This is a genomic window from Hydrobacter penzbergensis (assembly GCF_900106985.1).
In the GTDB taxonomy this organism is placed as follows: Bacteria; Bacteroidota; Bacteroidia; order Chitinophagales; family Chitinophagaceae; genus Sediminibacterium; species Sediminibacterium magnilacihabitans.
Genome location: NZ_FNNO01000001.1, coordinates 357,177 through 381,812, shown reverse-complemented (window position 1 = coordinate 381,812; position 24,636 = coordinate 357,177). Strand labels below are relative to the sequence as shown.

Genomic DNA, 24,636 nt, shown 5'->3' with positions numbered 1-24,636 from the left:
TATGAACATTATTCGATTAGCCCTTCGAAAACCAATTGCCGTCATTGTGTTGGTCATGGCGATTGGGTATTTCTCATTTTTTGTGGTTCGAAAAATTAACGTGGATATATTCCCCAAAATCGAAAGTCCTGCCATTTATATCGCCATGCCTTATGGCGGACTGACACCTGCATACATGGATGGTTTTATGGCCAATGAATTTCAAAAGGTCTTGGTCTTTGTCAGTGGTGTGAAGGACATAGAGTTTAAAAGCATTCAGGGCTTTACGCTCATGAAACTTTCATTTTACCCCGGCGCCGATATGGCCCAGGCAGCAGCAGAAGTTTCCACACAGGTATCCAGGGCGATGGGATTTTTGCCACCCGGTTCTGTACCGCCGCAAGTCGTTCGTTTTGATGGCAGCGCCTTGCCCATTGGACAGTTAGTATTTGAAAGCGATAAACGCTCCATCAGTGAAATTCAAAACCTGGTGCTGACAAGAATTCGTCCCATGTTTGTCACTATTCCCGGTATCACTGCACCAGCACCCTTTGGAGGCAACATTCGTTCTATTGTAGTGAAAGTTAATCCCGACCAAATGCGGTCCTACGGCTTGTCGGAAGAACAGGTAATGACGGCTATCGCAAAAAACAATCTTCCTTCGGCGGCCGGAAACGTTCGCATTGGCGAGAAGAATTACATGAGCCCCGTAAACTCTATGGTGAAAGGGCCCGAAGAGTTTCTAAATCTTCCGGTAAAGACAGAAGGTGCTGCTACGGTCTTTATCAAAGACATCGCTACCGTGGAAGACGGCGCTGACATTACCACCGGTTATGCTATCGTTAACGGCAAGCGTTCGGTGTATTTGCCGGTAATTAAGAAAGCCGACGCTTCCACACTGAAAGTGGTGGAGAATTTAAAACAGGCCCTGCCAACTCTAAAAGAAAGTCTTCCGGATGATGTAAAGATTAATTATGTATTCGACCAGTCGGTTTACATTGAACGCTCTATCAAAAACCTCATTCATGAAGGCATTTTGGGTGCCATTCTAACCGGTTTGATGGTCTTGCTTTTTTTGGGTGATACAAGAGGCGCATTGATTGTTGTTCTCACTATCCCCATCTCCGTTTTATCGGCGGTGCTGTTGCTTTATGCGTTTGGACAAACCGTCAATATCATGACCTTAAGTGGTCTTGCGCTGGCCATCGGTATCCTGGTGGATGAAGCCACCGTAACCATCGAAAATATTCACCAGCATTTTGAAAGAGGTAAAACAAAGGCCAGAGCAATCGTTGATGCACTTCTGGAAATCTCTATTCCCAAGCTCCTAATTTTGCTTTGTGTTCTTTCGGTTTTGCTTCCTTCCTTCATTATGTCAGGCATACCAAAAGACATGTTTCTTCCGCTATCGCTGGCGGTGGGATTTTCTATGATTGCTTCTTTTCTCTTCTCGCAAACCTTTGTGCCAGTCATGGCAAACTGGTTGATGAAAACAAAGACACACGAACATCGGGTGAATAGAAACGGTAAAATAAAACTCTCAAGGTTTGAAAAATTCAAAAAACGTTATCTGGTTCTTACCCGCTCTTTTCAGCGCAATAAAAAAACCGTGATTACTACGTATGCCATTGTAGTAATAGGGTTGGTTGCAGTTGGTTTTATGACGATAGGAACCGATATTATGCCAAACGGTGGAACAAGCGACTTGCAACTGCGCATAGTAGCACCTGCCGGCACACGGCTTGAGAAAACAGAGGAATACCTGCATAAGTTAACAGAAATCATTTCAACGGAAACCAACGGTGCTGTTGCCATATCCTCGGCCTTCGTTGGCACGCAACCATCCGGCACGGCCATCAATCCCATTTTTTTGTTCACGAGTGGTTCGCAGGAAGCTGTATTGCAAGTATCGCTCAATAAAGAAACATTGACTACACCTGTTGAGAAGTTGAAAGAAACCATCCGCCGGAGAGTAAAGAAGGAATACCCTGAATTGCAAATCTCTTTTGAACCCATTGAGTTGGTGGAAAAAATCATGAGCCAAGGCACGAACACACCGGTGCAGATCCGGATAGCTGCGCCTCAGTTGGCAGGAGCAGAAGGCTATGCAAAGAAGATTGAGGCAGCCTTAAAGCAGAATGCATTTTTCCGGGATGTGCGAATAGAAGAGGCGGTACACTATCCAAGTTTGCAAATTGAAGTGGACCGGGAACGGGCCGCCCAGTTTGGCCTGACCATGCAGGACGTGACGCAGGTGATTACAATGGCAACCTCCTCCACTCGTTTTGTGAACAAGACCTTATGGCGGGACCCAAAATCTGGATTAATTTTCCAGGTGCAGGTGCAAGTGCCCGAAGCCAGTATGCAGGCGGTAGATGAATTAAAGATGCTGCCACTAAAAGCCGGCCAGGCAAGACCTATTTTAGATGATATTGCAGCCATTTCATTTGGCGAGGAACCAGGACAGGTGAACCGTCAGGGTGCTAACCGATATGTGACCATTGCTGCCAATGTCCACAATAAAGATTTAGGCAGCGCAAACACGGCAGTTAAAAAGGCCCTTGTGCAAGCCGGAGAAAAGCCCAAAGGTGTGATTGTTTCCATTCAAGGGCAATTGCAATTGCTTGCCGATACGCTGGATGGTTTGAAAACCGGCTTGGTCATTGCCATTGTGGTCATCTTTCTGATGCTGGCGGCGTACTACCAGTCTTTTGCTTTGGCAGGCATGATACTGTCTGTGATACCCGCCGTCATTGCAGGGAGCTTGCTGATGCTGTTAGCCTTCGGCAGCACGCTGAACCTGCAATCGTACATGGGCATTATTATGTCGGTAGGCGTATCGGTCTCCAATGCGTTTTTATTGGCCGACCACGCCGAACGCAGCCGTTTCCACCATAAAGTTGACGTAGGTGTGGCAGCAATACTGGCTGCTTCCTCACGGTTGCGTCCCATCATTATGACCACGCTGGCCATGATTGCCGGTATGATTCCGATGGCAGCCGGCCTGGGCGAAGGCGGCGAGCAGGTGGCTCCATTGGGCCAGTCCGTCATTGGCGGTTTACTAATGTCCACCTTTACTACCTTACTGGTGCTTCCTCATTTATTTGTAGTTGTTCGCAAAAAAGCAAGTCTGCAAAGTGTTTCCCTTGACCCTGACGATGCAACCAGTCGCTTTGCAGCTAAAGAAAACTTACTTGTTAACCCTTCCACTAAAATTTTACAATAATGCGCTTGTTCTATTTATTGTCATTGATAGCGATAGTAACGTTCTTTCAAAATTGCTCTGAAGAAAAGGAAAAGGCAAAAGAGGCTGTTACGAATAAGGCCAGGCCGGCCATTAAACTGGCCGTCGTCTTGTCCGACCGGCCTTCCTTTACCGTCACCTTACCGGGAGAATTAAAGCCTTACGAAGAAGTAAACATTTATCCTAAAGTAAAGGGCTTCATCAAGAAGCTGTATGTGGATAGAGGCAGCTATGTTCGCAAGGGACAATTGTTGGCACAACTGGAAGCACCTGAAATTGGCGCACAGTATGCGGCCAAAACATCCACTACCAGTTCAACATACCAGAAATTTCTTTTTAGCAAGCAATCCTATCAGCGCTTAAAAGAAGCGGCAAAGAAAAACGGAGCGGTCGCCACAATCGAACTGGAAAGAGCCTACGCACAATACTTAGGCGACAGTGCAGCGTATCACAGCAGCCGTTCCGAAGCGGCAGCCAGCGGTCAAATACAACGCTATCTCCGAATAACAGCTCCTTTTAATGGAGTGATTACAGGACGGTTTGTTTCGGAAGGAGCACTGGTAGGCGAGAATGGTATGAGTGGGCAACCTTTATTTCAGTTAACACAGGAAAGCAAACTGCGATTACTCGTAGCCATTCCTGAAAAGCAGGCACAATCGCTGGCAGCAGGAACAAAAGCAACATTTACCTTAATTGACTACCCCGGTAAAACATTTACCGCCACCCTGTCCAGAAACAGCGGCGCTTTGGATCCCCAAACAAAATCTTTACTGGCTGAATTTGATATTGACAATGCAAATAGTTTGTTGCGTTCCGGCCAGTATGCAAAAGTTACCGTTCAATTGCAACGGCCACAGTCCACGCTGTGGGCACCTGTCAGCAGCGTGGTACAGTCACAAGCCGGTGTGTTTGTCGTGAAGAACGAAAACAATCAGGCCAAGAGAATACCGGTCACAATTGGTATAACAAAAGACACACTAATAGAAGTTTTCGGCAACCTTAGCCCCGGCGACCAAATCCTGTTAAAAGGCAGCGAAGAGATAAAGGAAGGCACAAAGATTGGGCAAAAATGAGCCCCCAAAAACCTTGAAAAATCTACTTATGCGTATGAAACAATTTATTAGCAAAAGGAACATTGGAAAAGCAGGCAATCTTGTTTTTGTTGGCTTGCTGCTGCTGTTGCTGTTTAGTCCTGATGCAAAATCATGGGTGCTGAAACAATTGATATCTGTTGGATTGTTCCGGGCAGAAATCAAAAAAGAAGCTTTGAATGGAAAAGTACAAGCGGCAAATGTTTCCTTTGATTTTCGGACGGAAAATGGCGATGTATCTTCTGTTGCCGGTTTAAAAGGGAAAGTGGTGTTCATTAACTTCTGGGCTACTTGGTGTCCACCGTGCAGGGCAGAGATGCCATCGCTCAACGACTTGTACAACCAGTTAAAAGATGATAAGCGTTTTGTCTTTTTGTTTATCAATGAAGACGAGGATACGGCAAAGGCAAAAAGCTATTTACAAAACAACCATTATACAATGCCCTTGCTTACCAAAGCCGGAACCGTGCCGGCTGAAATTTACAGTGGCACATTGCCGACAACCGTGGTACTGGACAAAGAGGGTAAGGTGGTTTTAAAACACGAAGGCATTGCCGATTACAATACCACAACATTTATCAATCAGCTAAAGGGATTATTGGAGTAAAAAAATAAAACAAATGAACAAAAAACAATTTGGGAAAAGAGCAATCGTATTCACTTCAGCCGTCTTAATGATAACATTCGTAGCGTGTTCGGAGGATAAGCAGAACGAAACCACGCCTGTATCAACGCAGCACTCCACTACGGTTGACAGCCATAGCGCAACAGCGCCGGCTTCTTTGTTGCCTGCGTTTGCAATGGAAGATATCAATGGCCGTCGCATCAACCTGCAAAGTTTTGCAGGCAAAAAAGTGTTTGTCAATTTATGGGCAAGCTGGTGTCCCCCATGTCGGGCCGAAATGCCATCCATTGAGAAACTTTCAAAATCGGTAGACACCAGTAAAGTAGCTTTTGTGATGCTTTCGCTGGACGATAACTTCGCAAAAGCAAAAAGGTTCATGCGCAGCCAAAATCTGAACCTGCCGGTTTATTATCCCGCCGAGAACCTGCCAACCATTTTCAATGTGGATGCTATTCCTTCTACTTTTATCTACAACGAAAAAGGTGAATTGCTACGGCAAATCAGTGGCGGCAATGATTATAATTCGGAAGCCTTTCGCCAACTATTGAAATAAGGCTCCCCATGTTGTCATTCCTTCTTTCTCATTCACCAGATTTCAAAAATGGACTTTACGCTTAGCAACATAATTTCTCGTACCGTGCGGCCCCCGGACACCCGGCTTGTGGTTTCCTTACAATCTTTGTCCAATCAATTGCAGAACAGTAGCCTTGCCCTTGTGGAATTCTCCTTCGTTCAATTCGATTTCTTTTTGCCCACAGGAGAGTAAATGAAGAAACGGGAAATCGCTGCAAATTGACGGGGCATCATACAGCAATGAAAGGTCTTTGGGCCCGCCGGACTTCATATTGACTTGCTCTTTGGCAAATGCTTCAAACACCAGAAATCCACCGGATTGCAAGGCGTTAAATACTTCCTCATGAAACACTTGTCGCAATGCTTGTGGCAAGTGAACGTAAATCAACGCAACAGCATCGTATCTCTTTGTTGCCTTAAAGGTTGCAATATCTTGCGTCCAATAATTGATACTCGGCCTTAGGCTTTCTGTTAGCTTCAGGGCTTTTGCTGTAGCCACTTCACTAAAATCGAATGCATCTACCCGCCAGCCTTTGGAGGCAGCGTAGCGGCTATTTCTTCCTTCTCCTTCCGCCGGCAACAAGATAGTACCCGGTTTGTGTGTGTCAATGAATTGTTTGAAAAATTGGTTCGGCGCTTTGCCATAAACAAAATCATGCTCGCTATATCGTGTATTCCAAAACTGTCTTTCCATGTACGCAATATCCAAACAAATCTTTCCTTTAAATGTGATAATGGTCACGATGAACAGCTAAGTTAGTTCTGTACATAACCTGCTTTTCCAAAGCAACCTTGCGGTACAACACATTCTTACCTGTGCCAATAGCCCGGCTAAAGCCGTAAGCATTGCCACAATCAGGAGCGTGACAACAATACCAAAAGCATCCGCTAAAATGCCGGACAGTAAAGCACCAATAACATAGCCGCTGTCACGCCAAAAACGAAAGATGCTCAGGCTTTCTGCCCGTTGATGAGGGTGGGTATTTTCAGCTACCACGGTAAGAAAGTTGGGATAAACCAAGGCCGTCCCTAAACCAAGTAACAACATAGAAATAACAGCCGGCGAAAACGTATTGGAAAATGCCAACAGGGTTAAACCAGCAGCTTGAACAAGCATACCCGAAATAATAAGTTGTTTTTTACAGTACCGGTCGCCCAGTTTGCCGGTGACTAATTGAGCAATGCCCCATACAGCCGGATAAACTCCTGCAACAAATCCTGTTTGTGAAAGGGTAAACTGTTTGCCCAAAAGCAAAACAGGAAGCAGGCCCCAAATCACGCCGTCGTTTAGGTTGTTGATAAATCCGTTGATGGTGACACTTCCAAGGTTGTGATGCCGTAAAGTAGTGGCTTCCCAAATATTCTTTAAATACGGAACATTGCTTTTTGCTGCTTCATAAACGACATGTGGCGTTGTGTCCTTTACAAAGAACAGGGTCAGGAATAAGCCGGCCATGGAAAAGAAAATTCCCGGTAAGAAGGGATAGTAGGCAAATCCCTTGTCTGCAGCAATTTCACTGGCTAAATAAGCAGCCAGCCCCACTGATAAATAACCAGCAAATTCGTTGATGCCCATTGCCAGACCACGGTTCCTTTCTCCCACCAAATCAATCTTCATAATGACCGTTGAAGACCACGCAAGTCCCTGATTGATGCCCAGGAGAACGTTCGCAGCAATAATCCAGTTCCAGTCAGGTGCATACATAAGAAGAAAAGGAACCGGAAGGGCGACTATCCACCCTATCAATAGAACCGTCTTGCGGGAAAAAGTTTTTGTCAATTTCCCGGTAAGCAAATTAAAAACAGCTTTACTGCTACCAAATGAAACAAGAAAGGAAAGCATGGCAGTGTAACTGCTCAGGCTAAACTGTTGGCTTAGGCCCGGCAGTACAGAACGTTCCAGTCCTACCATACTGCCAACAAAGGCATTGATGAGCACCAGTAAATAGAATTGGTTGCGGTTTTCTCTTAAACCCTGCATGGAGCGCTGGATTTTAGTACTTAGGCAAAATACATTATCAAGAAGTGAAGATCTGTGATATGTGTCACGAAATACCACTTATGGCTTCAATAGTTTTGAAGTCTTAAACGCATATTTATGGAAACACCCAAGCAGCATCAACATCCCAAATATATTCCAAGCGTTCTAAAGTTAAAGTGCCCGCATTGCAGGCAGGGCGATATGTTCGTTAACAGGCGTTCTTACAGCAAAGGTTTCATGAAAATGAACGACACCTGCCCGGTTTGCGGGCAACCGATGGAAATTGAACCTTCGTTCTGTTATGGGACTGGTTATGTCAGCTATGCTTTAGCCGTTGCAATAACAGTTGCAAGTTTTATTGCCTGGTGGGTCATTATTGGCATGTCGGTGCACGACAACCGGTTCTTTTGGTGGATAGGGTTAAATGCCGTTTTGCTCCTTGCCCTGCAACCTTACCTGATGCGTTTATCCAGAACAGTATGGCTCTCCTTTTTCGTCCGGTACGACAAAGATGCCGCCTCTTGTAACATAGCCAATAGTCACAGTGCAGCCGCATAAATTAGTTTTGATAAGCCTGCCGTGACAAAAGTCACAACCCGAAACCCTACTTTACTATTACTTCACCCTTAAAGATTGGACGCATGCAGATAAAGCAATTTGAAGACAAAAACCTTGCGCAATTTAGCTATGCTGTTTTAAGCGATTGCGAGAAGAAAATAATCCTGATTGACCCTGCCCGAAACACTCAACCCTATCTTGATTATGCAACCGAAAACGAAGCACAAATTGTAGGCGTCATCGAAACACATCCGCATGCCGACTTCGTGAGCAGTCATTTAGAGCTTCATCAGTCAACAGGTGCAACCATTTACACCGGTAAGCTGGTAGATGCGCTTTACCCGCACCAAACCTTTGACGAAGGCGACTCCATTCAGGTTGGGAAAGTAAAGTTGTCCGCTATTCATACACCGGGCCATTCGCCGGATAGCATTAGCGTTCTGTTAGAGCATAATGGAAAGCAAAAAGCCGTCTTCACCGGCGATACCCTATTCATTGGCGACTGTGGCAGACCGGATTTAAGAGAAGGTGCCGGTAAAATTCAATCGAAACGGGAAGAGTTGGCAAGGCAGATGTATCACTCGCTACGGGAAAAATTGATGACGCTGAATGATGACGTTGTCGTATATCCAGCGCATGGAGCCGGAACCTTGTGCGGCAAAAATTTAAGCAAGGAAAGCAGCAGCGCCATCGGAAGGGAAAAACAAAGCAACTGGAGTTTGCAGCCGGTAACCGAAGAAGAATTTGTCAACAATCTTCTATCCGACCAGCCGTTTATTCCGCACTACTTTTCTTTTGATGTGGAGCTTAACCGGAAAGGTGCAGCCCCTTTGCAGGAAAGCATTTCGAAGATTAAAATGAGCGACAGCGGTAATGATGCTGCTGGATTGGATAAAGCTTTATGGATTGTGGACGTTCGCAAAGAAGAACACTTCAAAGAAGGGCATCTGCCACATTCTATCAATATCATGGAAGATGGCAAATTTGAGACCTGGCTGGGCAGCATCATTAAGCCGGGTGAAAAATTCTATCTGGCAGGTGAAAGCAGGGAGCAATTGCAACGTATGATGTTAAGAGCGGCTGCCATTGGTTACGAAACGGCAATTGCGGAGGCATTGATTGTTAGGGACGGACCCGAGAAAGAGGCAGAACTTGATGTAAATATCTTTAAAGAGCAGAAAGCTAATTACACCATTATAGATGTTCGGAACACATCAGAGGTGAAGGCCGGAAAAATATTTCCGGGCAGCCTGCCCATCCCACTGGCAGAATTGAGAGAAAGAGTAGCCGAAATCCCAACCAATAAGCCTATTGTGGTGCATTGTGCCGGAGGTTACCGCAGTGCAGCCGCCAGTTCGCTTATTCATTCAACGTTGAACGAAAAGGCAAGGGTGTTTGATTTGAGCGATGCTGTTAAAAATTTTATGAAGACCAGTTAAACACAAATAATGAGAAGAATAAAAACGATGGTCCTTTGGCTGGCATTGACCCTTTTGTACGCAACAGGTCACACACAACAAGTCAGCAATTACGACTTTCATGGAGCAGAGGCAACATTGAATGCATACAAGGCTTTGTACATTCTCAATCAATCGGACGACAAAAAAATAAGGGCTGTGGTTAGAAACATCAATAATGCTTTAGAGGATCCACGGCTAAAGGGTAAGTTACAGGTAGAGTTGATTGCCTTTGGCGATGGTGTAGAAATTTACCGGAAAAGCAATCGCTACGATACACTGCTCATGGGTTTGAAGAGTAAAGGTGTACTGCTGGCACAATGTGAGAACACGTTGCGGGAGAGAAAAATCAGCAAAGATGAGTTATGGCCGTTTGTATCTTATGTACCAAGCGGCAACGGAGAAATCATCATCAGACAATACGAAGGCTGGGCTGTCGTACATCCTTAGTTGTGCTGGAATAAATATCCATCTATAGACAACAAAAATCTAATGTACATGAGATAATAGTGGAACATGGTTTGTTTCAATTATTTCATGTTTGATTAAGTATAAATTTTAAATAATCCCGTATGACGTGGCTATCAATTCACTTTGCATGCATCACCTGCAACAAGCATATCCGGGAAGCAATTTGGAACAGCGCTTTTTTCCCTAACCTGCTAACCATGCTTTCAGCCTTCATTGTGCTTGCCGTTGTAGTAGTGCTTCTTTCCGCACTGTCTGCAAAGCGCTATAAAACACGGTTGGCCGCCTATCCCGAAAGCGAGGAACTGACACCCGTTCCCTTGACTACAGCGGCAATGGTGCTGGGGATTGGTTTGGGCGGATTTGTAGATGGTATTGTGCTGCACCAAATTTTGCAATGGCATGAGATGTTATCGAAAAAAATTCCGCCGACAGATTATGTAAACAAAAGTGTAAACATGTTCTGGGATGGGGTGTTTCATGCGTTTTGCCTGATTGTATTGCTGGTAGGTGTCGTGTTGCTTTGGAAGCTATTGTGGCGTAAGGACATTGCCCGTTCCGGCAATTTGCTTGTTGGCGGCATGCTCCTGGGCTGGGGCCTATTCAACATTATTGAAGGCATTATTAACCATCACCTTTTAAAACTACACAATGTAAGAGAGGTGGCCTTGAACATACCGGCATGGAACTGGGGCTTTTTGGTTTTTTCGGTACTGCTGATTATAGCAGGCTACAGTCTGGTAAATACAAAGAAAGTAACTTAAGAAATCACTTTTAAAGAAACCATTATGGACTATACAATCAGCAAAAAAGTAAACAAAAATTTCATTGCGGCTGTTGACGCCGTAACAGGCGAATTGAAGAAGGAAGGTTTTGGTGTGATTACAGAAATTGACCTGAAAGAAAAGCTCAAAGAAAAATTAGGGGTTGACTTCCGCAACTACAAAATCCTGGGCGCCTGCAATCCCGCACTGGCGCATAAGGCTGTTCAACTGGAGGACAAGATAGGTGTGATGCTGCCTTGTAACATTTTAATACAGGAGAAACAAAACGGAGAAGTGGAAGTATCGGCCATCAATCCGCTTAACTCAATTGGTGGGGTGGAAAACGAAGCATTACATTCCATTGCAGAAGAAGTAAGCGGCAAATTGCAAAATGTGATTGATCGCATTTGAACACAGGCGCTATGTGGAAATCATTTATCTAATTCATATGGAACAAGTTTTGTAAACGTTTAAAACCTCTATAAAATAAGGATAAACCTACCGACGATCTTGTATTTGTCAATATAATAAAGAGCAGCTTATGAATTACGTTTTCGGATTATTGTTGTTGGGCCTATTTGCAGGATGGTTAAGCGGTATGGTTGGCATTGGTGGCGGTGTTATCATTGTTCCCGCTTGGGTTTTTCTATTTGCCTTTTCTTTCCGAACTGCACAAGGCACTTCTATTGCAGCCCTTGCACCGCCTATTGGTCTCATGGCTGCTTATGTTTATTACAAACAGGGAAATGTAGATGTTAAAGCAGCAGCACTTAGTCAAATTATTTATTAAAGAAAGAAGCAGTTGAAAAAGTTTTAGCTATCGTTTTAATTGCAATCGGTATAAAAATGTTTTTTTCAAAGAATTAATGTACCATTCTGAAAAGATGAAACTATCTGTCTTGTTCTTCAATGATATCCATGGCTATTTACAGCCGCACCCAGAGCTTTTTTATAGCGGTTCCGAAGAAGTGATAAAAATAGCGGGTGGTTATGCAAGAATAGCCGGTTATATAAACGATGTCAGGAGACAGCAGGAGAATGTTTTAGTCTTTGATGGTGGTGATACCTTTCACGGCACTTTTCCTGTGGTGCAATCGAAAGGCGAAGTTGTGGTGCCTATTTTAAACAACATAGGCATTGATGCCATGGTAGGACATTGGGATTTTGCGTATGGTCCGCAACATTTAAGACATTTGTCTTCCCAACTCAACTATCCTGTTTTAGGAATGAATGTGTACAACGAGGCCGGCAGTCTTTTTTTACCTGCCTACGTTATCAAAGAGGTGAATGGTTATAAAATTGCTGTACTCGGCATTTGCTCCAATATCATTGACAAAACCATGCCTAAACACTTCAGCAAAGGGTTGCGTATTACCGATGGCTCAAAAGAATTGCCTGAAATGATTAACCGGGTGAGGAATGAGGGTGCCAATCTGGTTATCTTGCTCTCACACAATGGCTTCCCACAAGATTGTGATTTGCTTTCAAAAGTAAACGGTGTAGATATTTGTTTAAGTGCGCACACGCACAACCGGCTTTATGAGACTATAACAGTTAATGACACAGTTGTCATTCAATGCGGTTGTCACGGTTCTTTCATTGGGCATTTAGATGTGGAAATAGAAAGCAATACAATCAATAGCTATCGCTACGAATTAAAAGTGGTTGATGAAACGCTTCCGCAGGATGAAGAAACAGAAAGGATGGTCAAAGATGCCTTAGCTCCACACGCCGATCTTTTTACAGATGTAGTTGGAACCACTCCGGTTACCTTGCATCGCTATAACACATTGCATTCATCAATGGATAATTTATTGCTTGCGGCAATGATGCGTGTTTCGCAAACAGAGCTCGCCTTTTCCAATGGATGGAGATATGGGATACCGATACTTAAAGGAAATATTTCGAAAAATGACCTGTTCAATATCATTCCACACAACCCTTTCATTTCAACAACGGAATTAACCGGAGAAGAAATCAAGGAAATGCTGGAAGAAAACCTGGAGAGAACATTTTCAGCCAATCCGATGCAACAAATGGGCGGCTATGTTAAACGGTGCATGGGACTTACAGCCTATATTAAAGTTGAGAACCGTAAAGATTATCGCATTCAGGAATTGTTCATTGGCAACAGTCCTTATCAAAAAGATAAACGGTACAGAGCATCTTTTGTAACCGAACAAGGTGTGCCGGAGAAATTTGGTTTCAATCGTCAGCAAACCGAAATAACAGCAGTAGAGGCAATGGCTCTTTTCTTAAATGAAACGGGGCTTGACATAAATATGCTGCATCAAAAATCCTTTGTTCCAGTGTAGTAAAAACTGAGGTTCTAAGCTCTGTAAGTGTAGTAAGCAACAGCTTACGTTTAAAATTCAAATCAATTCTTTAATCAATAAAAATAGAATAACATGGAAACTCTGAAATTGAAAACAAACATCAATTGCAGCGGATGTGTTGCGAAGATTACTTCTTCACTAAACGAAACCGTGGGTGAAAACAACTGGAAGGTAGATACTCAAAATCCGAATAAAATTTTGACCGTTTCAGGTACAGAAGTCAATAAGAATGACGTAGTTAGAGCGGTTGAGAAGGCAGGTTTCAAAGCGGAGGAAGTAGCCTAAACTTTAGAGGTAAGCCGGGTCAGAACAACTGATCCGGCTTATCTTTTTTGAGCTTTTAAAAAGTTAACTTTGTTTACAAGACACTCCCATAAAGACGAACGCCAGATGTGAAAAAGTGTATAGCAACCATATTAGCAGTTCTATACTTTATGACCTCCACCGGAGCCACCATTCACATGCACTATTGCATGGGCAAGATGGTATCCTGGGCTTTATGGCATAAACACGACAAGAAAGATGACTGTAAGAATTGCAGCATGGCTAAAAAGAAGGGCTGCTGCGAGGATAAACACCAAACGATAAAAATTGAAAGCAAATACAACTTTCAGGCAGCTACTTTTTCTCCTTTAAAAATAGCCATTGACCTGCCACAATATGATTGGAATAACTATACCCTGATAGTATATTCCCATTCAATCATCAATTACCCGTTAACGAACTCTCCACCGGGTACAGGCAAAGTACCAATATACATCAGCAACTGCGTGTACCGTATTTGATTAGCTCCTCTCCTTGTCGCAGGACCTTCCTGTCCATTCTATCTGCCTTTACGGCTTGATATCCCTAATTGTTATCAGCTTTTTATTGTGCTACATCCGTTAGCATCATTGGTAAACGTAAAATAACTCAACATGCCTCTATGAAGTTAGCTATAAAGAATATGGTTTGTAACCGCTGTATATTGGTGATAAGTCAGGAATTGAAAAAAGTACGCTTAAAAGCTACCGCTATATCTCTTGGTGAGGTAGAATTAACGAAAGAGCCAACGCCAAACCAATTGGAAAAATTCAGGAGCAATATAGCCGCCCTTGGCTTTGAATTGCTCGATGATAGTAAAAAGCAGCTCACCGAAAAAATTAAGAACATTATAATCACTCAAATACATCATAGTGATAAAGTAAGCAAATACAACTTTTCGCAAATCCTCTCCGAACAACTTAAAAAAGACTATTGCTACCTGAGCAATCTTTTTTCGGAAGTAGAAGGTATCACCATCGAAAAGTATATCATCAATCAAAAAGTTGAAAAGGTAAAAGAGTTACTTGTTTATGGGCAATTAACGCTGAGTGAGATTGCAGATAAATTAGGCTATAGCAGTGTTGCACACCTGTCTGCTCAATTTAAGAAGGTTACCAACCAAACACCCAGCCATTTTAAAAACATTGGCAAAAGTAGACGGAAGCCGCTTGATGAGGTTTAGTATCAACCTATCATTGGTCTCTAATGCTGTGTCTAAAAATTATGTAAAACACAATCAAAATTATGTAACAGCTGGGAAAGATGGCAAAAGTAACTTTGCACTTCAATTGAACTTTTATAAAGAACAGGTTTTTAACTGTGGTGGGGTTTATGGTAGCGTTGTTATCGGCTTGCTCAAAAGACGATAACGGAATAACGCTGCAAAAGCATGATGATAACAAAATGATGATCCTGATGCATCAAATGATGAGTAAGACGGATACGATGCAGAAAACAAATGATCCTGAAATTGATTTTGCTCGTATGATGAAGATGCATCATCAAGGAGCTATTGATATGGCAAACCCTGGAGTTACAGGAAGGTAAAAATGATAGCTTGAAACGCACGGCTCAAAAAATCATCAACGAGCAACAACCGGAAATTCAGCAACTCAATACCATCTTAGCTTCTTTAACTGTAGATAACAGTGACCCATCTTTTACAATTGGAGCAAATGGATAGCATGATGAAAAGCGGCAAGGCTGCAGACATTCAACTAATAACGGGTGATATTGATAACGATTTTGCTACTTTAATGATCATACATCATCAAAGTGCGATTGACAATGCTTCTGCTTATTTGCATCATGGTAATAATGCACAGTTAAAAACGATGGCTAACAATATTGTTATGTCGCAAACGAAAGAGATTGAAGACTTAGCTGACTGGTTAAAGACGAATAAAAGATGAACTACCTGGTATTCATTTAGCTAACCAAATTCATCATGCCAAATGGCTGAAATCAAAAATATAACAATGCAGCTAATGTAGTTTTACTTACGATTTTTCATGTAGTGAAAAAGTTTATAGTCGCCATATTAGCCCTTCTGTATATCACAGCATCATCAGGTGCAACAATGCACTTGCATTACTGCATGGGTAAGTTGATTGACTGGAAACTCTCGAAAAATAAAGGCGGAAAATGCCCGAAATGTGGTATGGCTAAAGTGCCACATAAAGGTTGTTGTAAAGACGAGCATAAACAGTTTAAGGTAGATGATCAAAAGCCTGCTGATAATAGCTTGTCATTGGTGCATCTAACCTCTGTTGCTGTACTCCCTACCTTTTTCGACTTACAATCTGTTTACGTTTCTTCCATAACAGAAGAACATCCACTCGCCAATGCGCCGCCACGCACACAAGGCGTTCCTCTTTTTATTCGCAACTGCGTTTTCAGAATTTGATTTTCCTTTATGAGTGTATGCCCGGCAATTTGTTGGGCTAAAGGTGTTTTATATACCCACTCATTCTCCTTCTGGAAGGCTATTGATCAATTAGCCTACATTCTCTTTTTCAAGTTTAATCTAAGTAGCTACAGCTACAAAACATTTCTTCTAATCAGATAAAATTAATTATATGAAAACGTATTTAATTCTGTTGATACCATTCTTTGCAACTCTGTCAACCTTCGCTCAAAAAAGTAAAGCAAACGTTCCTAACCCCAATCACACAACTGTAGTTGTTCAATACACTTGCCCAATGCACCCGGATGTTGTAAGCAACAAACCTGGCAAATGCCCCAAGTGTAATATGGACTTAACACTTTCCAAAAAAGAACAAATGAAAAGGGAAGTAACAAAGACTTACACTTGTCCTATGCACACGGAAGTTGTTAGCGACCATGAAGGCGTTTGTCCTAAATGCAAGGCGCAACTGGTGGTAGATAGAAGGGGCAGCAAGCAGGCAATTAAAGAATATACCTGCACCATGCATCCCGATGAATACAGCAGCAAGCCTGGCAAATGCCCAATTTGCAACAAACCGCTGGTTAAGGTTAAATCTTAAGTTCTTAGAAGCAGGCTGTCAGCCAACGCTCCATTCAGAAACATAGTCTGCTTCTATCATTCCTTCTATTAACGGCTAAACGGCTTTAATCAGAATTATTATGGTTCAGAAGTTAGTTGAATTTGCTTTAAGAAACAGGTTGGTTGTGTTAATGATCAGCGCAGGGCTTTTTGTCTGGGGCATTTGTTCGATGCGGCAAAACTCCATTGATGCCATTCCCGATTTATCCGAAAATCAAATTATTGTGTTTACGGAATGTATGGGTCGCAGTCCGCAGGTAATGGAAGATCAGGTAACGTACCCATTAGTGTCGAACCTGCAGGGCATTCCTAAAATCAAGAACATTAGAGGCACCTCCATGTTCGGGATGAGCTTTGTCTATTTGATTTTTGATGATGATGTAGATAGTTATTGGGCAAGAACAAGAGTACTGGAACGCCTGAATTATGCGCAACGCCTGTTACCGCAGGGTGTAATACCCACTTTGGGACCTGATGGCACAGGGGTAGGTCATGTATTTTGGTACACACTTGATGCAAGAAATATGGATTTAATTAGTAGTGCTTACCTGATAAACAGCGAGTACATTTTTAAGAAAGGGGCTAATCCAATGGCAGGACATGACATGATCAACATGTAGTTTATTTAAAAATCAAACTCTATTGAAAGAGCATTCAGTTTTTTGAAAAATGATTGATTTGCTATCCTTCTGCGTTTCGGTCAAAAAGCCTAAAGAAATATACTCCCTTCTTAAATCGCAAGATTTGCAAAGTAGTTCCCAAGTTTTGCCGATAACTTTTCAGTAGGAACTTGGACTTTCGTGATTACAAAAACAAACAAAAATGAAGTACAAAGTTTTAGTAGTAGCAGCCGCATTGCTGGCTACAATAGTCGGATTTCATTTAAACGGTCATACACCGCCACATGGAGAATGTCCAATGAAGTCAGTTATGGGTCATTAACAGTTGTCAAGAGGTTGTTGGCTTAAACAGCCTCTTGATTTTTAAAATAGTTTACAGATGACATCTCAATTAAGAAAACTTGTTCTTACTTGTCACATTGCATTCTCTGTTGGATGGTTTGGTGCTGTGGCTGGATTTGTAGTTCTTAATATTGCAGCGCTTACAAGTAAAAACAATCAAACAGTTCTTTCTTCTTACATCGGGATGAATTTAATTGGGCAGTATATTATTCTTCCATTCTGCTTTGGTTCACTGATTACAGGACTTATTCAGTCTCTCGGCGCAAAATGGGGTTTGATTAAACACTATTGGGTTTTTGTAAAATTTCTTCTAACAGTTGGTTCAACCATTTTACTGTTGGTGCATATGCGGCTTATAAATGATGGAGCAATGACAGCATCAAAAGTACAATTGCCAAATTCGCAGTTGTTTGGTATTGGAAGGGAGCTTTTACAAAAAGCGGTTCTCGCCCTTTTTGTCTTATTGGCTATAACCGTAATTTCTGTTTATAAGCCTTGGGGAAAAATACATTTCGGAACAATCAACACTCAAAGCGTGGTTATGGAAAATAACGCAACACAAAAAGCATCGGTTATTAAAATTGTAATTGGAGTAATTATCGTTTTGTTACTCTTTTTTGTGGTTTGGCATCTAAGTGGCACTATGAACCATTATTGATTGAAATAATATAAATGAAGCGTTTGGAAATTTAACTTTATTCCACCATCAAAGTGCAATACATATAATGAGCAATTTGCCTGAAGAATATGTTCACAGAACTAACACCGTAGTGAATTTTATTTTAAGTCATCTCTCAGCAGACCTCAGATTAAAGAAACTTGCTGCTATTGCAAACTATTCTCCTTTTCATTTCCAAAAAGTATTTAAACAAGTTACAGGCGAAACTCCAAAGCAATATATTATTAGAATGCGTTTGGAAAATTCAGCACATTTTATAGTCAATCAAGATTACAAAACTGTAACTGAAATTGCTTTAAGCAGCGGCTTTGCATCGCCATCCACTTTTGCCCGTGCCTTTAAATCCTATTTTGGAATATGTGCCGAGGAATTAAGAAAACTTACACCGAAGGAGAAGATTAAATTCCGAAGATCAATGGGCACAAAGAGTACAAATGTGCACCTTTTTAGCCAAGGTTACAGCCCTGATTATTGGCGCAGAAATTTAGAAGTAAGAGTAAGCAAACTTCAGACAGTTCGTGCTGTATTTGTCAATCTTCCATTATCACAGCCGAAAAAAATTGAGCGTGGATTTAGGAAAGTTATCCAACTTGTTGAAGATTTTAATTTGATAAATGAGGGCTCGAAATTCATTGGCGTTATCAATCCTCATGCAGAACTTTATCAGGCAGGAATAACTTTTCAGTCGGGTCAATCTCTTCCAAAGAATGTAGATATTGCCGAATTAGAAGGTGGAAGATTTGCCATAACTAAAGTCAAAGGACCCTCACTCACAACCTTTCATAGTTTACACGCCATTCACCAATTCTGGCTCCCTAAAAACAACTATAGAATTAAACACTCTTATGTGTTTGAGATTTTAGAACATAACCCGCTTGATGAAGCGTATCATAGAATTGAAAGAGAAATTTTCATTCCTATTGAAGTTGTTCCTTCAATATAATACCGCTTGAGACGAAGAAAAATCAGGAGATCGGCTGTAAAAGTTTAATAGATAAGTGTTGAGAACAACGGCGAATATGAACACGAACCTTCAACCACTCAATCAGCATCAGTAGGGATGAGGTTGTTAAGACAGAGGTAAAAACGTGCTTCTACCCCTTCAATCTAAAAATTCTGTAAATCTTATTAAAAATTATGTAACAGTCGAAAACTTTAGGCTGACTACCTTTGTATATCTTAAAATTACTCTGAATATCATGGCTTATTGTATGAGTAAACAGTAATGAAAGCAAATAGATCCATACAACTTAAAGCGGCTTTTCTGTTAGTCGTGTTCTCACTGAACACGGTTATTGGCTTTGCTTGTTCTGTTGGAATGGATTTAGGCTTCAATACTACTCACCATCATGACGAAGCAACTCAATCTTCAATTCATGTACACGCTGATGGTAAAAAACATCAGCATCATCACCAACACAACCACAAAGCGAAAAACCACAGTCAAGCACACCATGAGCAAAAATCAAAAGATGATAAAGACAATTGCTGCAATGACGGAGTAACAAAATTTGCTCAGCTTGAAAAAACCGTCCCCCAATCCGTAAATGCTGTAATCAATCCTGTATTCTTTGCAGCATTTCTTTCTACATACTTTGATATCGACCTGTTATTTGCTTCGCAGGTTGTTCCGAATATTAAACATTTTGTCCGAAGTTACCATCCTCCCATATCGGACATTCGCATAGCTATTCAGAGCTTTCAGATTTGATTTAATGTTTCATTTCTGCATGGCATTATTTGCCCATGCTTGTACTTATTTTTTAAAACATTAAATCATTTTGAATGAAAAAGCTAATCGTAATAGCAACATTATTTTGCTTCACCTCTACTTCAGTGTTTGCTCAACATGATCTCCGCAGCAATACAACTGAACGTTCTAATTCTGCCACCATTGCAAGCGACAATAAAAACGTGTCGCAGCTACTCAACCTATATTATAATATAAAAGATGCTTTGGTAGCAGATAATGCCAATGCAGCTTCTGCGAAAGCAGCAGAGTTTGTAAAAACTGCCAATAGCATAGACTTTAAGGTTATATCTGAAGGCAATATTAATGCGTTGTTGAAAGATGCCGGACGGATTTCCGAAACCAAAGACATCAAACAGCAACGTAACCTCTTTGCCAATCTCTCAAATAATATGACGGCTTTGGCGAAAGCCGTAAAGCTTACCGACCTGCCTGTTTATCAACAGTATTGCCCAATGAAAAAAGCATACTGGTTAAGCAGCGAGCAGGCAATCAAAAATCCATATTTCGGTAGCAGCATGCTTACGTGCGGCAAGGTAACAGAAACCTTGAAGTAACTCTTCTGCCAAAGCAAGAATGGGGTTGGCTTGCTCCAAACCTCGGCTTTATTCATATTAAAAACTAAGCGAATGAAATCTATAATAATAGCTATAATGACGGCTTCAATTGCTTTTACAGCATGCAATAGCGGCAATAATAAATCTGCTGAAAACAATAGCGCAGATAACAACCAAACTCCGACAACGACGCTTTCTTCAAACCCAACCGGAGAGGCAACGCCAATTAAAGGAATTGTAAATGGTTACCTCAATCTAAAAAATGCGTTGGCTAATGATAATAGTCAGGCGGCAGCTAATGCAGCAAATGAATTTTTAGAGGCAATGAACAAGATAGACAAATCATCTTTAACAGAGGGGCAAAAGAAAGTGTACGCTGACGTTGCGGACGATGCCAAAGAAATGGCAGAACACATCAGCAAGAGTGCTGATAAAATTGATCATCAGCGAGAGCATTTTGATATGCTTAGTAACGATATATATGACATGGTAAAAGCATTTGGAACGGGTCAAACCTTGTATCGTGATTTTTGCCCTATGTATAACGATAATAAAGGCGCTACATGGTTAAGCGAAGTTAAGCTTATAAGAAATCCCTATCTCGGCAAGGAAATGCCTACCTGTGGCGAAGTGAAAGAAGAAATTAAACAGTGAGCATGAGCCGCACGAAAAAAATATTGTTAGCTATTCTAATTGTACTGATTGTTATACAGTTTATACAACCTACCCGCAATACAAGTGGGCAGGTATTGCAAACGGATATAGTAAACATGTATAACGTTCCGCAAAGCATACAAGCTGTTTTTGAAAATGCTTGCTACGATTGTCATAGCAACAATACCCGCTATCCCTGGTACGCCAATGTGCAGCCTATGGGATGGCTTTTAGCCAGGCATGTTAAGGAAGGTAAAGATGAATTGAATTTCAGTGAATTTGGCTCTTATTCATCGAGGCGGCAGGCTAATAAGCTTCGGGCTATAGAAAATAGCGTTAAGGACGGTACGATGCCCTTGTCATCATACCTCTTGCTACACAAAGATGCCCGGCTTACCGAAACATATAAAGCGGAAATCATTAGTTGGGTAAGAAGAACAAGAGACAGCCTTACACAAAACAAATAAAACAATATTGAAACGAATTGGTAAACTGACAGTAAGATTTTTAAAAGCGGTTTTCATCCGCAAGAAAAAGTGTTGTCAATAAAAAAGGAGAAAAAGATGAAAACAGTATTTCTGATGCTTATGCAGGTTTTTTGGCTTACAACAGCATTTGCACAGCATGAAGGGCACAACATGCCTGCTCAAAAGCCAAGTAACCAACAGACACAGAAAATAATATACACTTGTGTTATGCACCCTGAAGTGCAAATGTCAAAGCCTGGAAAGTGTCCAAAATGCGGAATGACATTAGTAAAGAAGACAATAAAAACTACGGCTCCAACGCCTCAACCCCAGATGCCAAAGCAAAAGGCAATGCCGATGTCGAAAGACACGGTGCCTCAGAAAAAAGGTATGCCGGATATGGACATGAAGATGGACATGCCAATGAACGAACATAAAATGGCATCTGATAGTGGTGAAACAGATATGGCAAACCAAATCCCTGCGAAAGTCAACCTTATGCCTGGTAAAAGAGTTCGATACGACCTGTATGTAACGGATACTATGGTAAACTTTACAGGCAAAACGAAACGTGCTATTGCCATCAATGGTTCTATACCTGCACCCACACTAACTTTCACGGAAGGCGATACGGCTGAAATTTATCTGCACAATAATTTAAAGAAAGAGGAAACCTCGCTGCACTGGCATGGCGTGATACTTCCTAACCGCTTTGATGGTGTACCCTATTTAACTACAGCAAGAATAGGTCCCGGAGAAACACATCTGTACAAATTTGCTGTTGTGCAAAACGGAACGTATTGGTATCATTCCCATAGTGCACTGCAGGAACAATCAGGTATGTATGGGGCATTGATATTTAAAAAGAGAGAAGAAGCTCATATGCCTGATAAGAATATGGCGGGTTCTTCCATGCACATGCAAAATAGTTTATTCAACAAAGAATATACGCTTGTGCTAAGCGAATGGACGGATGAAAATCCTACTCAGGTGCAACGCCGGTTACGCACGGCTAATGATTGGTACTCAATTAAAAAAGGAAGTACGCAAAGCTATATAGAAGCCATTAAGGAAGGCTTCTTTAAAACAAAAGTTGTCAATGAATGGAAGCGAATGAAGGCAATGGATGTAAGCGATGTTTATTATGACCGTTTTCTTTCTAATGGCAAACCTGAGAATGCTGCACCACAGTTTAAGGCGGGTGATAAAGTAAAGCTGCATGTAGTAAACGGGGGGGCGTCCAGTTACTTCTGGTTGCAATATGCAGGTGGAAAAATAGCCGTAGTGGGAAATGACGGAAATGATATGGAACCAGTAGAAGTGGATCGGCTGATTGTAGGTACTGCCGAAACTTATGACCTCATTGTAACTATTCCTGAGAACATGAGTTACGAGTTTAGGGCTACACCGGAAGACCGTACAAAAGCAACATCACTATGGTTAGGAACAGGTATGAAAATGCCTGCTCCTGTGCTTCCACGTCTGAAATACTTTGAAGGCATGAAGATGATGAACGATATGATGAAAACCAACGGAGACATGAAAGACATGGGAATGAACATGAGCCTGCAAAGAATGGATATGAATTCGGTGATGTACCCGGAATTAACTGGTGATGGTAGCGACAAAATGAACATGGGTCATTCGGGACATATGAACATGAACGAGCCTAAGAATGACAGCATGCAGGAGATGAAGATGGAAAACATTAATGATATGCAGGGCATGAATATGAATAGCAGTTCCGGCATTGTAACGCTTAATTATGACATGCTACGTTCTCCGGTAAAAACAACCTTACCTGACGGTCCGACCAGAGTTCTTCACTTTACCCTTACCGGAAACATGAACAGGTATGTATGGACTATAGATAACAAGACAGTAAACGAAGCTGATAAAATCTTAATTAAACAAGGTGAAAATGTACGCCTTATCCTCACCAACAATTCCATGATGCGCCACCCTATGCACCTGCATGGACATGATTTCAGGGTGTTGAATTCACAAGGTGATTACTCTCCTTTAAAGAATGTGATTGACATCATGCCGATGGAAACAGATACAATTGAATTTGCTGCTAACCAAAGCGGTAATTGGTTTTTTCATTGTCACATCCTTTTTCATATGATGGCAGGTATGGGTCGGGTATTCACTTACGAAAACTCACCGGTAAATCCTGAACTACCTGATGCTGCAAAAGCATATCGAATGTTTAAGAGAGATAATAGCATGCGACATCTCATGGTTAGAGCGGGCTTAGAAAGTAATGGTAGTGATGGAGAAGCAATGCTCTCTACGAACCGATATGCACTGCAACAAGTTTGGCATGTAGGGTTACATGCAGAGCATGGTTTTGAAAGTGAAACAAACTTCGGGCGGTTCTTCGGAAAAAATCAATGGTTGTTCACTTATGTGGGATTTGACTATCACTACAAAAAAGTAGGGAAAGATGAAATAGAAAAAAATTCATTTGGACAAATAAGCAACAAAAACAATCGAAAAACTTTTGTTGCAGGTGTACAATATGCTTTACCCATGCTGATATTGGCAGATGCAAGGGTTGATGGCAATGGAAAGTTCCGCTTTCAGCTAAGCCGCGAAGACGTGCCGGTTACTAATCGTTTACGTTTCAACTTCATGGTTAATACCGATAAGGAGTACACCGCCGGGTTCAGATACATCGTTTTAAAATGGTTTGCTTTATCAACTCACTATGATACTGATATGGGCTTAGGTGCAGGCATAACGCTAACCTATTAATCAAGAATATTTCTTAACCATAAAATCGCCAATTATGAGCCATGTACAAAACAGGGCATTGTTAGATGCCCTCACCAAATGCGCAGAAGAATGTAACCATTGTGCAGCAGCCTGTCTTGAAGAACAGGACGTAAAGATGCTTGCCCGTTGCATCAAGTTAGACATTGATTGTGCTGAAATCTGTTCACTTGCTGCATCCTTTGTATCAAGGAGTTCAGAACATGCACAGCACCTGCTGCACGAATGTGCCGACATCTGCGAAGCCTGTGCTGAAGAATGCGAAAAGCATGCAAGCATGGGAATGGAGCATTGCAGAAGATGCGCAGAAGCTTGCAGGGCTTGCGCCGAAGCCTGTCATTCAGGAGTGGCAGCGTAAAAGTAGTAAGGATGTTGAGTACTT

General features: G+C 41.8%; 30 protein-coding genes and 1 pseudogene. 29 read left to right on the top strand and 2 right to left on the bottom strand.

Annotation, left to right across the window (positions count from 1 at the left end; all coding sequences use genetic code 11):
• Position 1: 1 nt before the first annotated feature.
• From BLU98_RS01795 to BLU98_RS01780, 4 genes are read left to right on the top strand one after another with little or no spacing between them, the layout of a single operon-like run.
• The gene (locus BLU98_RS01795) at positions 2–3,205 is read left to right on the top strand and encodes an efflux RND transporter permease subunit (protein WP_092721511.1); all 3,204 of its coding nucleotides are present in this window, start codon (positions 2–4) and stop codon (positions 3,203–3,205) included.
• Entirely contained in the window at positions 3,205–4,296 is a 1,092-nt protein-coding gene (locus tag BLU98_RS01790; RefSeq protein ID WP_092721510.1) for an efflux RND transporter periplasmic adaptor subunit, read from the top strand. Before BLU98_RS01795 ends, BLU98_RS01790 begins: the two co-directional genes overlap by 1 nt.
• Positions 4,283–4,921, top strand: a complete 639-nt coding sequence (locus BLU98_RS01785) for a TlpA family protein disulfide reductase (protein WP_257574640.1) — start codon at positions 4,283–4,285, stop codon at positions 4,919–4,921. Before BLU98_RS01790 ends, BLU98_RS01785 begins: the two co-directional genes overlap by 14 nt.
• 13 nt (positions 4,922–4,934) lie before the next feature.
• Positions 4,935–5,492 carry a TlpA family protein disulfide reductase gene (locus BLU98_RS01780; RefSeq protein WP_092721509.1) on the top strand — a complete coding sequence of 186 codons (558 nt, stop codon included), beginning with the start codon at positions 4,935–4,937 and terminating at the stop codon, positions 5,490–5,492.
• A 117-nt stretch (positions 5,493–5,609) separates the two neighbouring features.
• On the opposite strand, the gene BLU98_RS01775 is transcribed toward BLU98_RS01780, so the two are convergent.
• Both BLU98_RS01775 and BLU98_RS01770 read right to left on the bottom strand, forming a co-directional pair.
• Positions 5,610–6,254, bottom strand: coding sequence for a class I SAM-dependent methyltransferase (locus tag BLU98_RS01775; RefSeq protein WP_092721508.1), 645 nt, complete (start codon positions 6,252–6,254; stop codon positions 5,610–5,612).
• 9 nt (positions 6,255–6,263) lie between these two features.
• On the bottom strand, positions 6,264–7,493 hold the full coding sequence (locus tag BLU98_RS01770; protein WP_257574639.1) for an MFS transporter: 1,230 nt from the start codon (positions 7,491–7,493) through the stop codon (positions 6,264–6,266).
• Positions 7,494–7,610: 117 nt separating this feature from the next.
• On the opposite strand from BLU98_RS01770, the gene BLU98_RS01765 reads away from it, so the two are divergent.
• From BLU98_RS01765 to BLU98_RS01655, 25 genes and pseudogenes are all read left to right on the top strand, one after another.
• Positions 7,611–8,051, top strand: a complete 441-nt coding sequence (locus tag BLU98_RS01765; RefSeq protein ID WP_092721507.1) for a DUF983 domain-containing protein — start codon at positions 7,611–7,613, stop codon at positions 8,049–8,051.
• 83 nt (positions 8,052–8,134) lie between these two features.
• The gene (locus tag BLU98_RS01760) at positions 8,135–9,490 is read left to right on the top strand and encodes an MBL fold metallo-hydrolase (RefSeq protein WP_092721506.1); all 1,356 of its coding nucleotides are present in this window, start codon (positions 8,135–8,137) and stop codon (positions 9,488–9,490) included.
• 9 nt (positions 9,491–9,499) lie between these two features.
• A complete protein-coding gene (locus BLU98_RS01755; RefSeq protein WP_092721505.1) occupies positions 9,500–9,958 on the top strand; it encodes a DsrE family protein in 459 nt (152 codons plus the stop codon).
• Positions 9,959–10,176: 218 nt separating this feature from the next.
• Complete coding sequence (locus BLU98_RS01750; protein WP_257574638.1) at positions 10,177–10,740, top strand: DUF2243 domain-containing protein; 564 nt, start codon at positions 10,177–10,179, stop codon at positions 10,738–10,740.
• 24 nt (positions 10,741–10,764) lie between these two features.
• A complete protein-coding gene (locus BLU98_RS01745) occupies positions 10,765–11,151 on the top strand; it encodes a DUF302 domain-containing protein (protein ID WP_092721504.1) in 387 nt (128 codons plus the stop codon).
• Positions 11,152–11,281: 130 nt separating this feature from the next.
• Positions 11,282–11,530, top strand: a complete 249-nt coding sequence (locus BLU98_RS01740; RefSeq protein WP_092721503.1) for a TSUP family transporter — start codon at positions 11,282–11,284, stop codon at positions 11,528–11,530.
• A 94-nt stretch (positions 11,531–11,624) separates the two neighbouring features.
• Positions 11,625–13,055, top strand: coding sequence for a bifunctional metallophosphatase/5'-nucleotidase (locus BLU98_RS01735; protein ID WP_092721924.1), 1,431 nt, complete (start codon positions 11,625–11,627; stop codon positions 13,053–13,055).
• Between the two features lie 93 nt (positions 13,056–13,148).
• Positions 13,149–13,361 carry a heavy-metal-associated domain-containing protein gene (locus BLU98_RS01730; RefSeq protein WP_092721502.1) on the top strand — a complete coding sequence of 71 codons (213 nt, stop codon included), beginning with the start codon at positions 13,149–13,151 and terminating at the stop codon, positions 13,359–13,361.
• Between the two features lie 107 nt (positions 13,362–13,468).
• Entirely contained in the window at positions 13,469–13,861 is a 393-nt protein-coding gene (locus BLU98_RS01725) for an HYC_CC_PP family protein (protein ID WP_443667549.1), read from the top strand.
• A gap of 140 nt (positions 13,862–14,001) precedes the next feature.
• Positions 14,002–14,562 (top strand): helix-turn-helix domain-containing protein, encoded by a 561-nt coding sequence (locus BLU98_RS01720; protein ID WP_257574637.1) that lies wholly within the window; start codon positions 14,002–14,004, stop codon positions 14,560–14,562.
• Positions 14,563–14,711: 149 nt separating this feature from the next.
• Positions 14,712–14,927, top strand: a complete 216-nt coding sequence (locus tag BLU98_RS01715; RefSeq protein ID WP_092721500.1) for a DUF305 domain-containing protein — start codon at positions 14,712–14,714, stop codon at positions 14,925–14,927.
• Positions 14,928–14,937: 10 nt separating this feature from the next.
• Positions 14,938–15,063, top strand: a complete 126-nt coding sequence (locus BLU98_RS17495) for a hypothetical protein (protein ID WP_257574636.1) — start codon at positions 14,938–14,940, stop codon at positions 15,061–15,063.
• Positions 15,056–15,292, top strand: a complete 237-nt coding sequence (locus BLU98_RS01710; protein WP_092721499.1) for a DUF305 domain-containing protein — start codon at positions 15,056–15,058, stop codon at positions 15,290–15,292. Before BLU98_RS17495 ends, BLU98_RS01710 begins: the two co-directional genes overlap by 8 nt.
• A 104-nt stretch (positions 15,293–15,396) precedes the next feature.
• Positions 15,397–15,786 (top strand): HYC_CC_PP family protein, encoded by a 390-nt coding sequence (locus tag BLU98_RS01705; RefSeq protein WP_139173805.1) that lies wholly within the window; start codon positions 15,397–15,399, stop codon positions 15,784–15,786.
• 172 nt (positions 15,787–15,958) lie between these two features.
• Positions 15,959–16,135, top strand: a pseudogene (locus BLU98_RS18000) (heavy metal-binding domain-containing protein); the annotation flags it as partial.
• A gap of 27 nt (positions 16,136–16,162) precedes the next feature.
• Positions 16,163–16,387 carry a heavy metal-binding domain-containing protein gene (locus BLU98_RS01700; protein ID WP_139173804.1) on the top strand — a complete coding sequence of 75 codons (225 nt, stop codon included), beginning with the start codon at positions 16,163–16,165 and terminating at the stop codon, positions 16,385–16,387.
• 100 nt (positions 16,388–16,487) lie between these two features.
• Entirely contained in the window at positions 16,488–17,027 is a 540-nt protein-coding gene (locus BLU98_RS01695) for an efflux RND transporter permease subunit (RefSeq protein ID WP_257574635.1), read from the top strand.
• Between the two features lie 379 nt (positions 17,028–17,406).
• Positions 17,407–18,027 carry a hypothetical protein gene (locus BLU98_RS01690; protein ID WP_092721496.1) on the top strand — a complete coding sequence of 207 codons (621 nt, stop codon included), beginning with the start codon at positions 17,407–17,409 and terminating at the stop codon, positions 18,025–18,027.
• A gap of 76 nt (positions 18,028–18,103) precedes the next feature.
• The gene (locus BLU98_RS01685) at positions 18,104–18,991 is read left to right on the top strand and encodes an AraC family transcriptional regulator (RefSeq protein ID WP_257574634.1); all 888 of its coding nucleotides are present in this window, start codon (positions 18,104–18,106) and stop codon (positions 18,989–18,991) included.
• Between the two features lie 282 nt (positions 18,992–19,273).
• Positions 19,274–19,759, top strand: coding sequence for a hypothetical protein (locus BLU98_RS01680; protein WP_092721494.1), 486 nt, complete (start codon positions 19,274–19,276; stop codon positions 19,757–19,759).
• A gap of 74 nt (positions 19,760–19,833) precedes the next feature.
• Positions 19,834–20,355, top strand: coding sequence for a DUF3347 domain-containing protein (locus BLU98_RS01675; RefSeq protein ID WP_092721493.1), 522 nt, complete (start codon positions 19,834–19,836; stop codon positions 20,353–20,355).
• Positions 20,356–20,427: 72 nt separating this feature from the next.
• Positions 20,428–21,009 carry a DUF3347 domain-containing protein gene (locus tag BLU98_RS01670; protein ID WP_092721492.1) on the top strand — a complete coding sequence of 194 codons (582 nt, stop codon included), beginning with the start codon at positions 20,428–20,430 and terminating at the stop codon, positions 21,007–21,009.
• A 2-nt stretch (positions 21,010–21,011) separates the two neighbouring features.
• Positions 21,012–21,476, top strand: coding sequence for a heme-binding domain-containing protein (locus tag BLU98_RS01665; protein ID WP_092721491.1), 465 nt, complete (start codon positions 21,012–21,014; stop codon positions 21,474–21,476).
• Between the two features lie 96 nt (positions 21,477–21,572).
• Entirely contained in the window at positions 21,573–24,236 is a 2,664-nt protein-coding gene (locus BLU98_RS01660) for a multicopper oxidase domain-containing protein (protein WP_092721490.1), read from the top strand.
• A 34-nt stretch (positions 24,237–24,270) separates the two neighbouring features.
• On the top strand, positions 24,271–24,612 hold the full coding sequence (locus BLU98_RS01655) for a four-helix bundle copper-binding protein (protein ID WP_092721489.1): 342 nt from the start codon (positions 24,271–24,273) through the stop codon (positions 24,610–24,612).
• The last annotated feature ends 24 nt before the right edge of the window (positions 24,613–24,636 follow it).

What these genes read in the sequence shown, in the direction of transcription:
- BLU98_RS01680 (WP_092721494.1), top strand. Translation starts at nt 19,274, where the DNA reads ATGAAAGCAAATAGATCCATACAACTTAAAGCGGCTTTTCTGTTAGTC.
- BLU98_RS01790 (WP_092721510.1), top strand. Translation starts at nt 3,205, where the DNA reads ATGCGCTTGTTCTATTTATTGTCATTGATAGCGATAGTAACGTTCTTT.
- BLU98_RS01670 (WP_092721492.1), top strand. Translation starts at nt 20,428, where the DNA reads ATGAAATCTATAATAATAGCTATAATGACGGCTTCAATTGCTTTTACA.
- BLU98_RS01760 (WP_092721506.1), top strand. Translation starts at nt 8,135, where the DNA reads ATGCAGATAAAGCAATTTGAAGACAAAAACCTTGCGCAATTTAGCTAT.
- BLU98_RS01735 (WP_092721924.1), top strand. Translation starts at nt 11,625, where the DNA reads ATGAAACTATCTGTCTTGTTCTTCAATGATATCCATGGCTATTTACAG.
- BLU98_RS01660 (WP_092721490.1), top strand. Translation starts at nt 21,573, where the DNA reads ATGAAAACAGTATTTCTGATGCTTATGCAGGTTTTTTGGCTTACAACA.
- BLU98_RS01780 (WP_092721509.1), top strand. Translation starts at nt 4,935, where the DNA reads ATGAACAAAAAACAATTTGGGAAAAGAGCAATCGTATTCACTTCAGCC.
- BLU98_RS01750 (WP_257574638.1), top strand. Translation starts at nt 10,177, where the DNA reads ATGCTTTCAGCCTTCATTGTGCTTGCCGTTGTAGTAGTGCTTCTTTCC.
- BLU98_RS01765 (WP_092721507.1), top strand. Translation starts at nt 7,611, where the DNA reads ATGGAAACACCCAAGCAGCATCAACATCCCAAATATATTCCAAGCGTT.
- BLU98_RS01740 (WP_092721503.1), top strand. Translation starts at nt 11,282, where the DNA reads ATGAATTACGTTTTCGGATTATTGTTGTTGGGCCTATTTGCAGGATGG.
- BLU98_RS01720 (WP_257574637.1), top strand. Translation starts at nt 14,002, where the DNA reads ATGAAGTTAGCTATAAAGAATATGGTTTGTAACCGCTGTATATTGGTG.
- BLU98_RS01710 (WP_092721499.1), top strand. Translation starts at nt 15,056, where the DNA reads ATGGATAGCATGATGAAAAGCGGCAAGGCTGCAGACATTCAACTAATA.
- BLU98_RS01700 (WP_139173804.1), top strand. Translation starts at nt 16,163, where the DNA reads ATGAAAAGGGAAGTAACAAAGACTTACACTTGTCCTATGCACACGGAA.
- BLU98_RS01730 (WP_092721502.1), top strand. Translation starts at nt 13,149, where the DNA reads ATGGAAACTCTGAAATTGAAAACAAACATCAATTGCAGCGGATGTGTT.
- BLU98_RS01795 (WP_092721511.1), top strand. Translation starts at nt 2, where the DNA reads ATGAACATTATTCGATTAGCCCTTCGAAAACCAATTGCCGTCATTGTG.
- BLU98_RS01770 (WP_257574639.1), bottom strand. Translation starts at nt 7,493, where the DNA reads ATGCAGGGTTTAAGAGAAAACCGCAACCAATTCTATTTACTGGTGCTC.
- BLU98_RS01755 (WP_092721505.1), top strand. Translation starts at nt 9,500, where the DNA reads ATGAGAAGAATAAAAACGATGGTCCTTTGGCTGGCATTGACCCTTTTG.
- BLU98_RS01655 (WP_092721489.1), top strand. Translation starts at nt 24,271, where the DNA reads ATGAGCCATGTACAAAACAGGGCATTGTTAGATGCCCTCACCAAATGC.
- BLU98_RS01665 (WP_092721491.1), top strand. Translation starts at nt 21,012, where the DNA reads ATGAGCCGCACGAAAAAAATATTGTTAGCTATTCTAATTGTACTGATT.
- BLU98_RS01715 (WP_092721500.1), top strand. Translation starts at nt 14,712, where the DNA reads ATGGTAGCGTTGTTATCGGCTTGCTCAAAAGACGATAACGGAATAACG.
- BLU98_RS01745 (WP_092721504.1), top strand. Translation starts at nt 10,765, where the DNA reads ATGGACTATACAATCAGCAAAAAAGTAAACAAAAATTTCATTGCGGCT.
- BLU98_RS01690 (WP_092721496.1), top strand. Translation starts at nt 17,407, where the DNA reads ATGACATCTCAATTAAGAAAACTTGTTCTTACTTGTCACATTGCATTC.
- BLU98_RS01675 (WP_092721493.1), top strand. Translation starts at nt 19,834, where the DNA reads ATGAAAAAGCTAATCGTAATAGCAACATTATTTTGCTTCACCTCTACT.
- BLU98_RS01695 (WP_257574635.1), top strand. Translation starts at nt 16,488, where the DNA reads ATGGTTCAGAAGTTAGTTGAATTTGCTTTAAGAAACAGGTTGGTTGTG.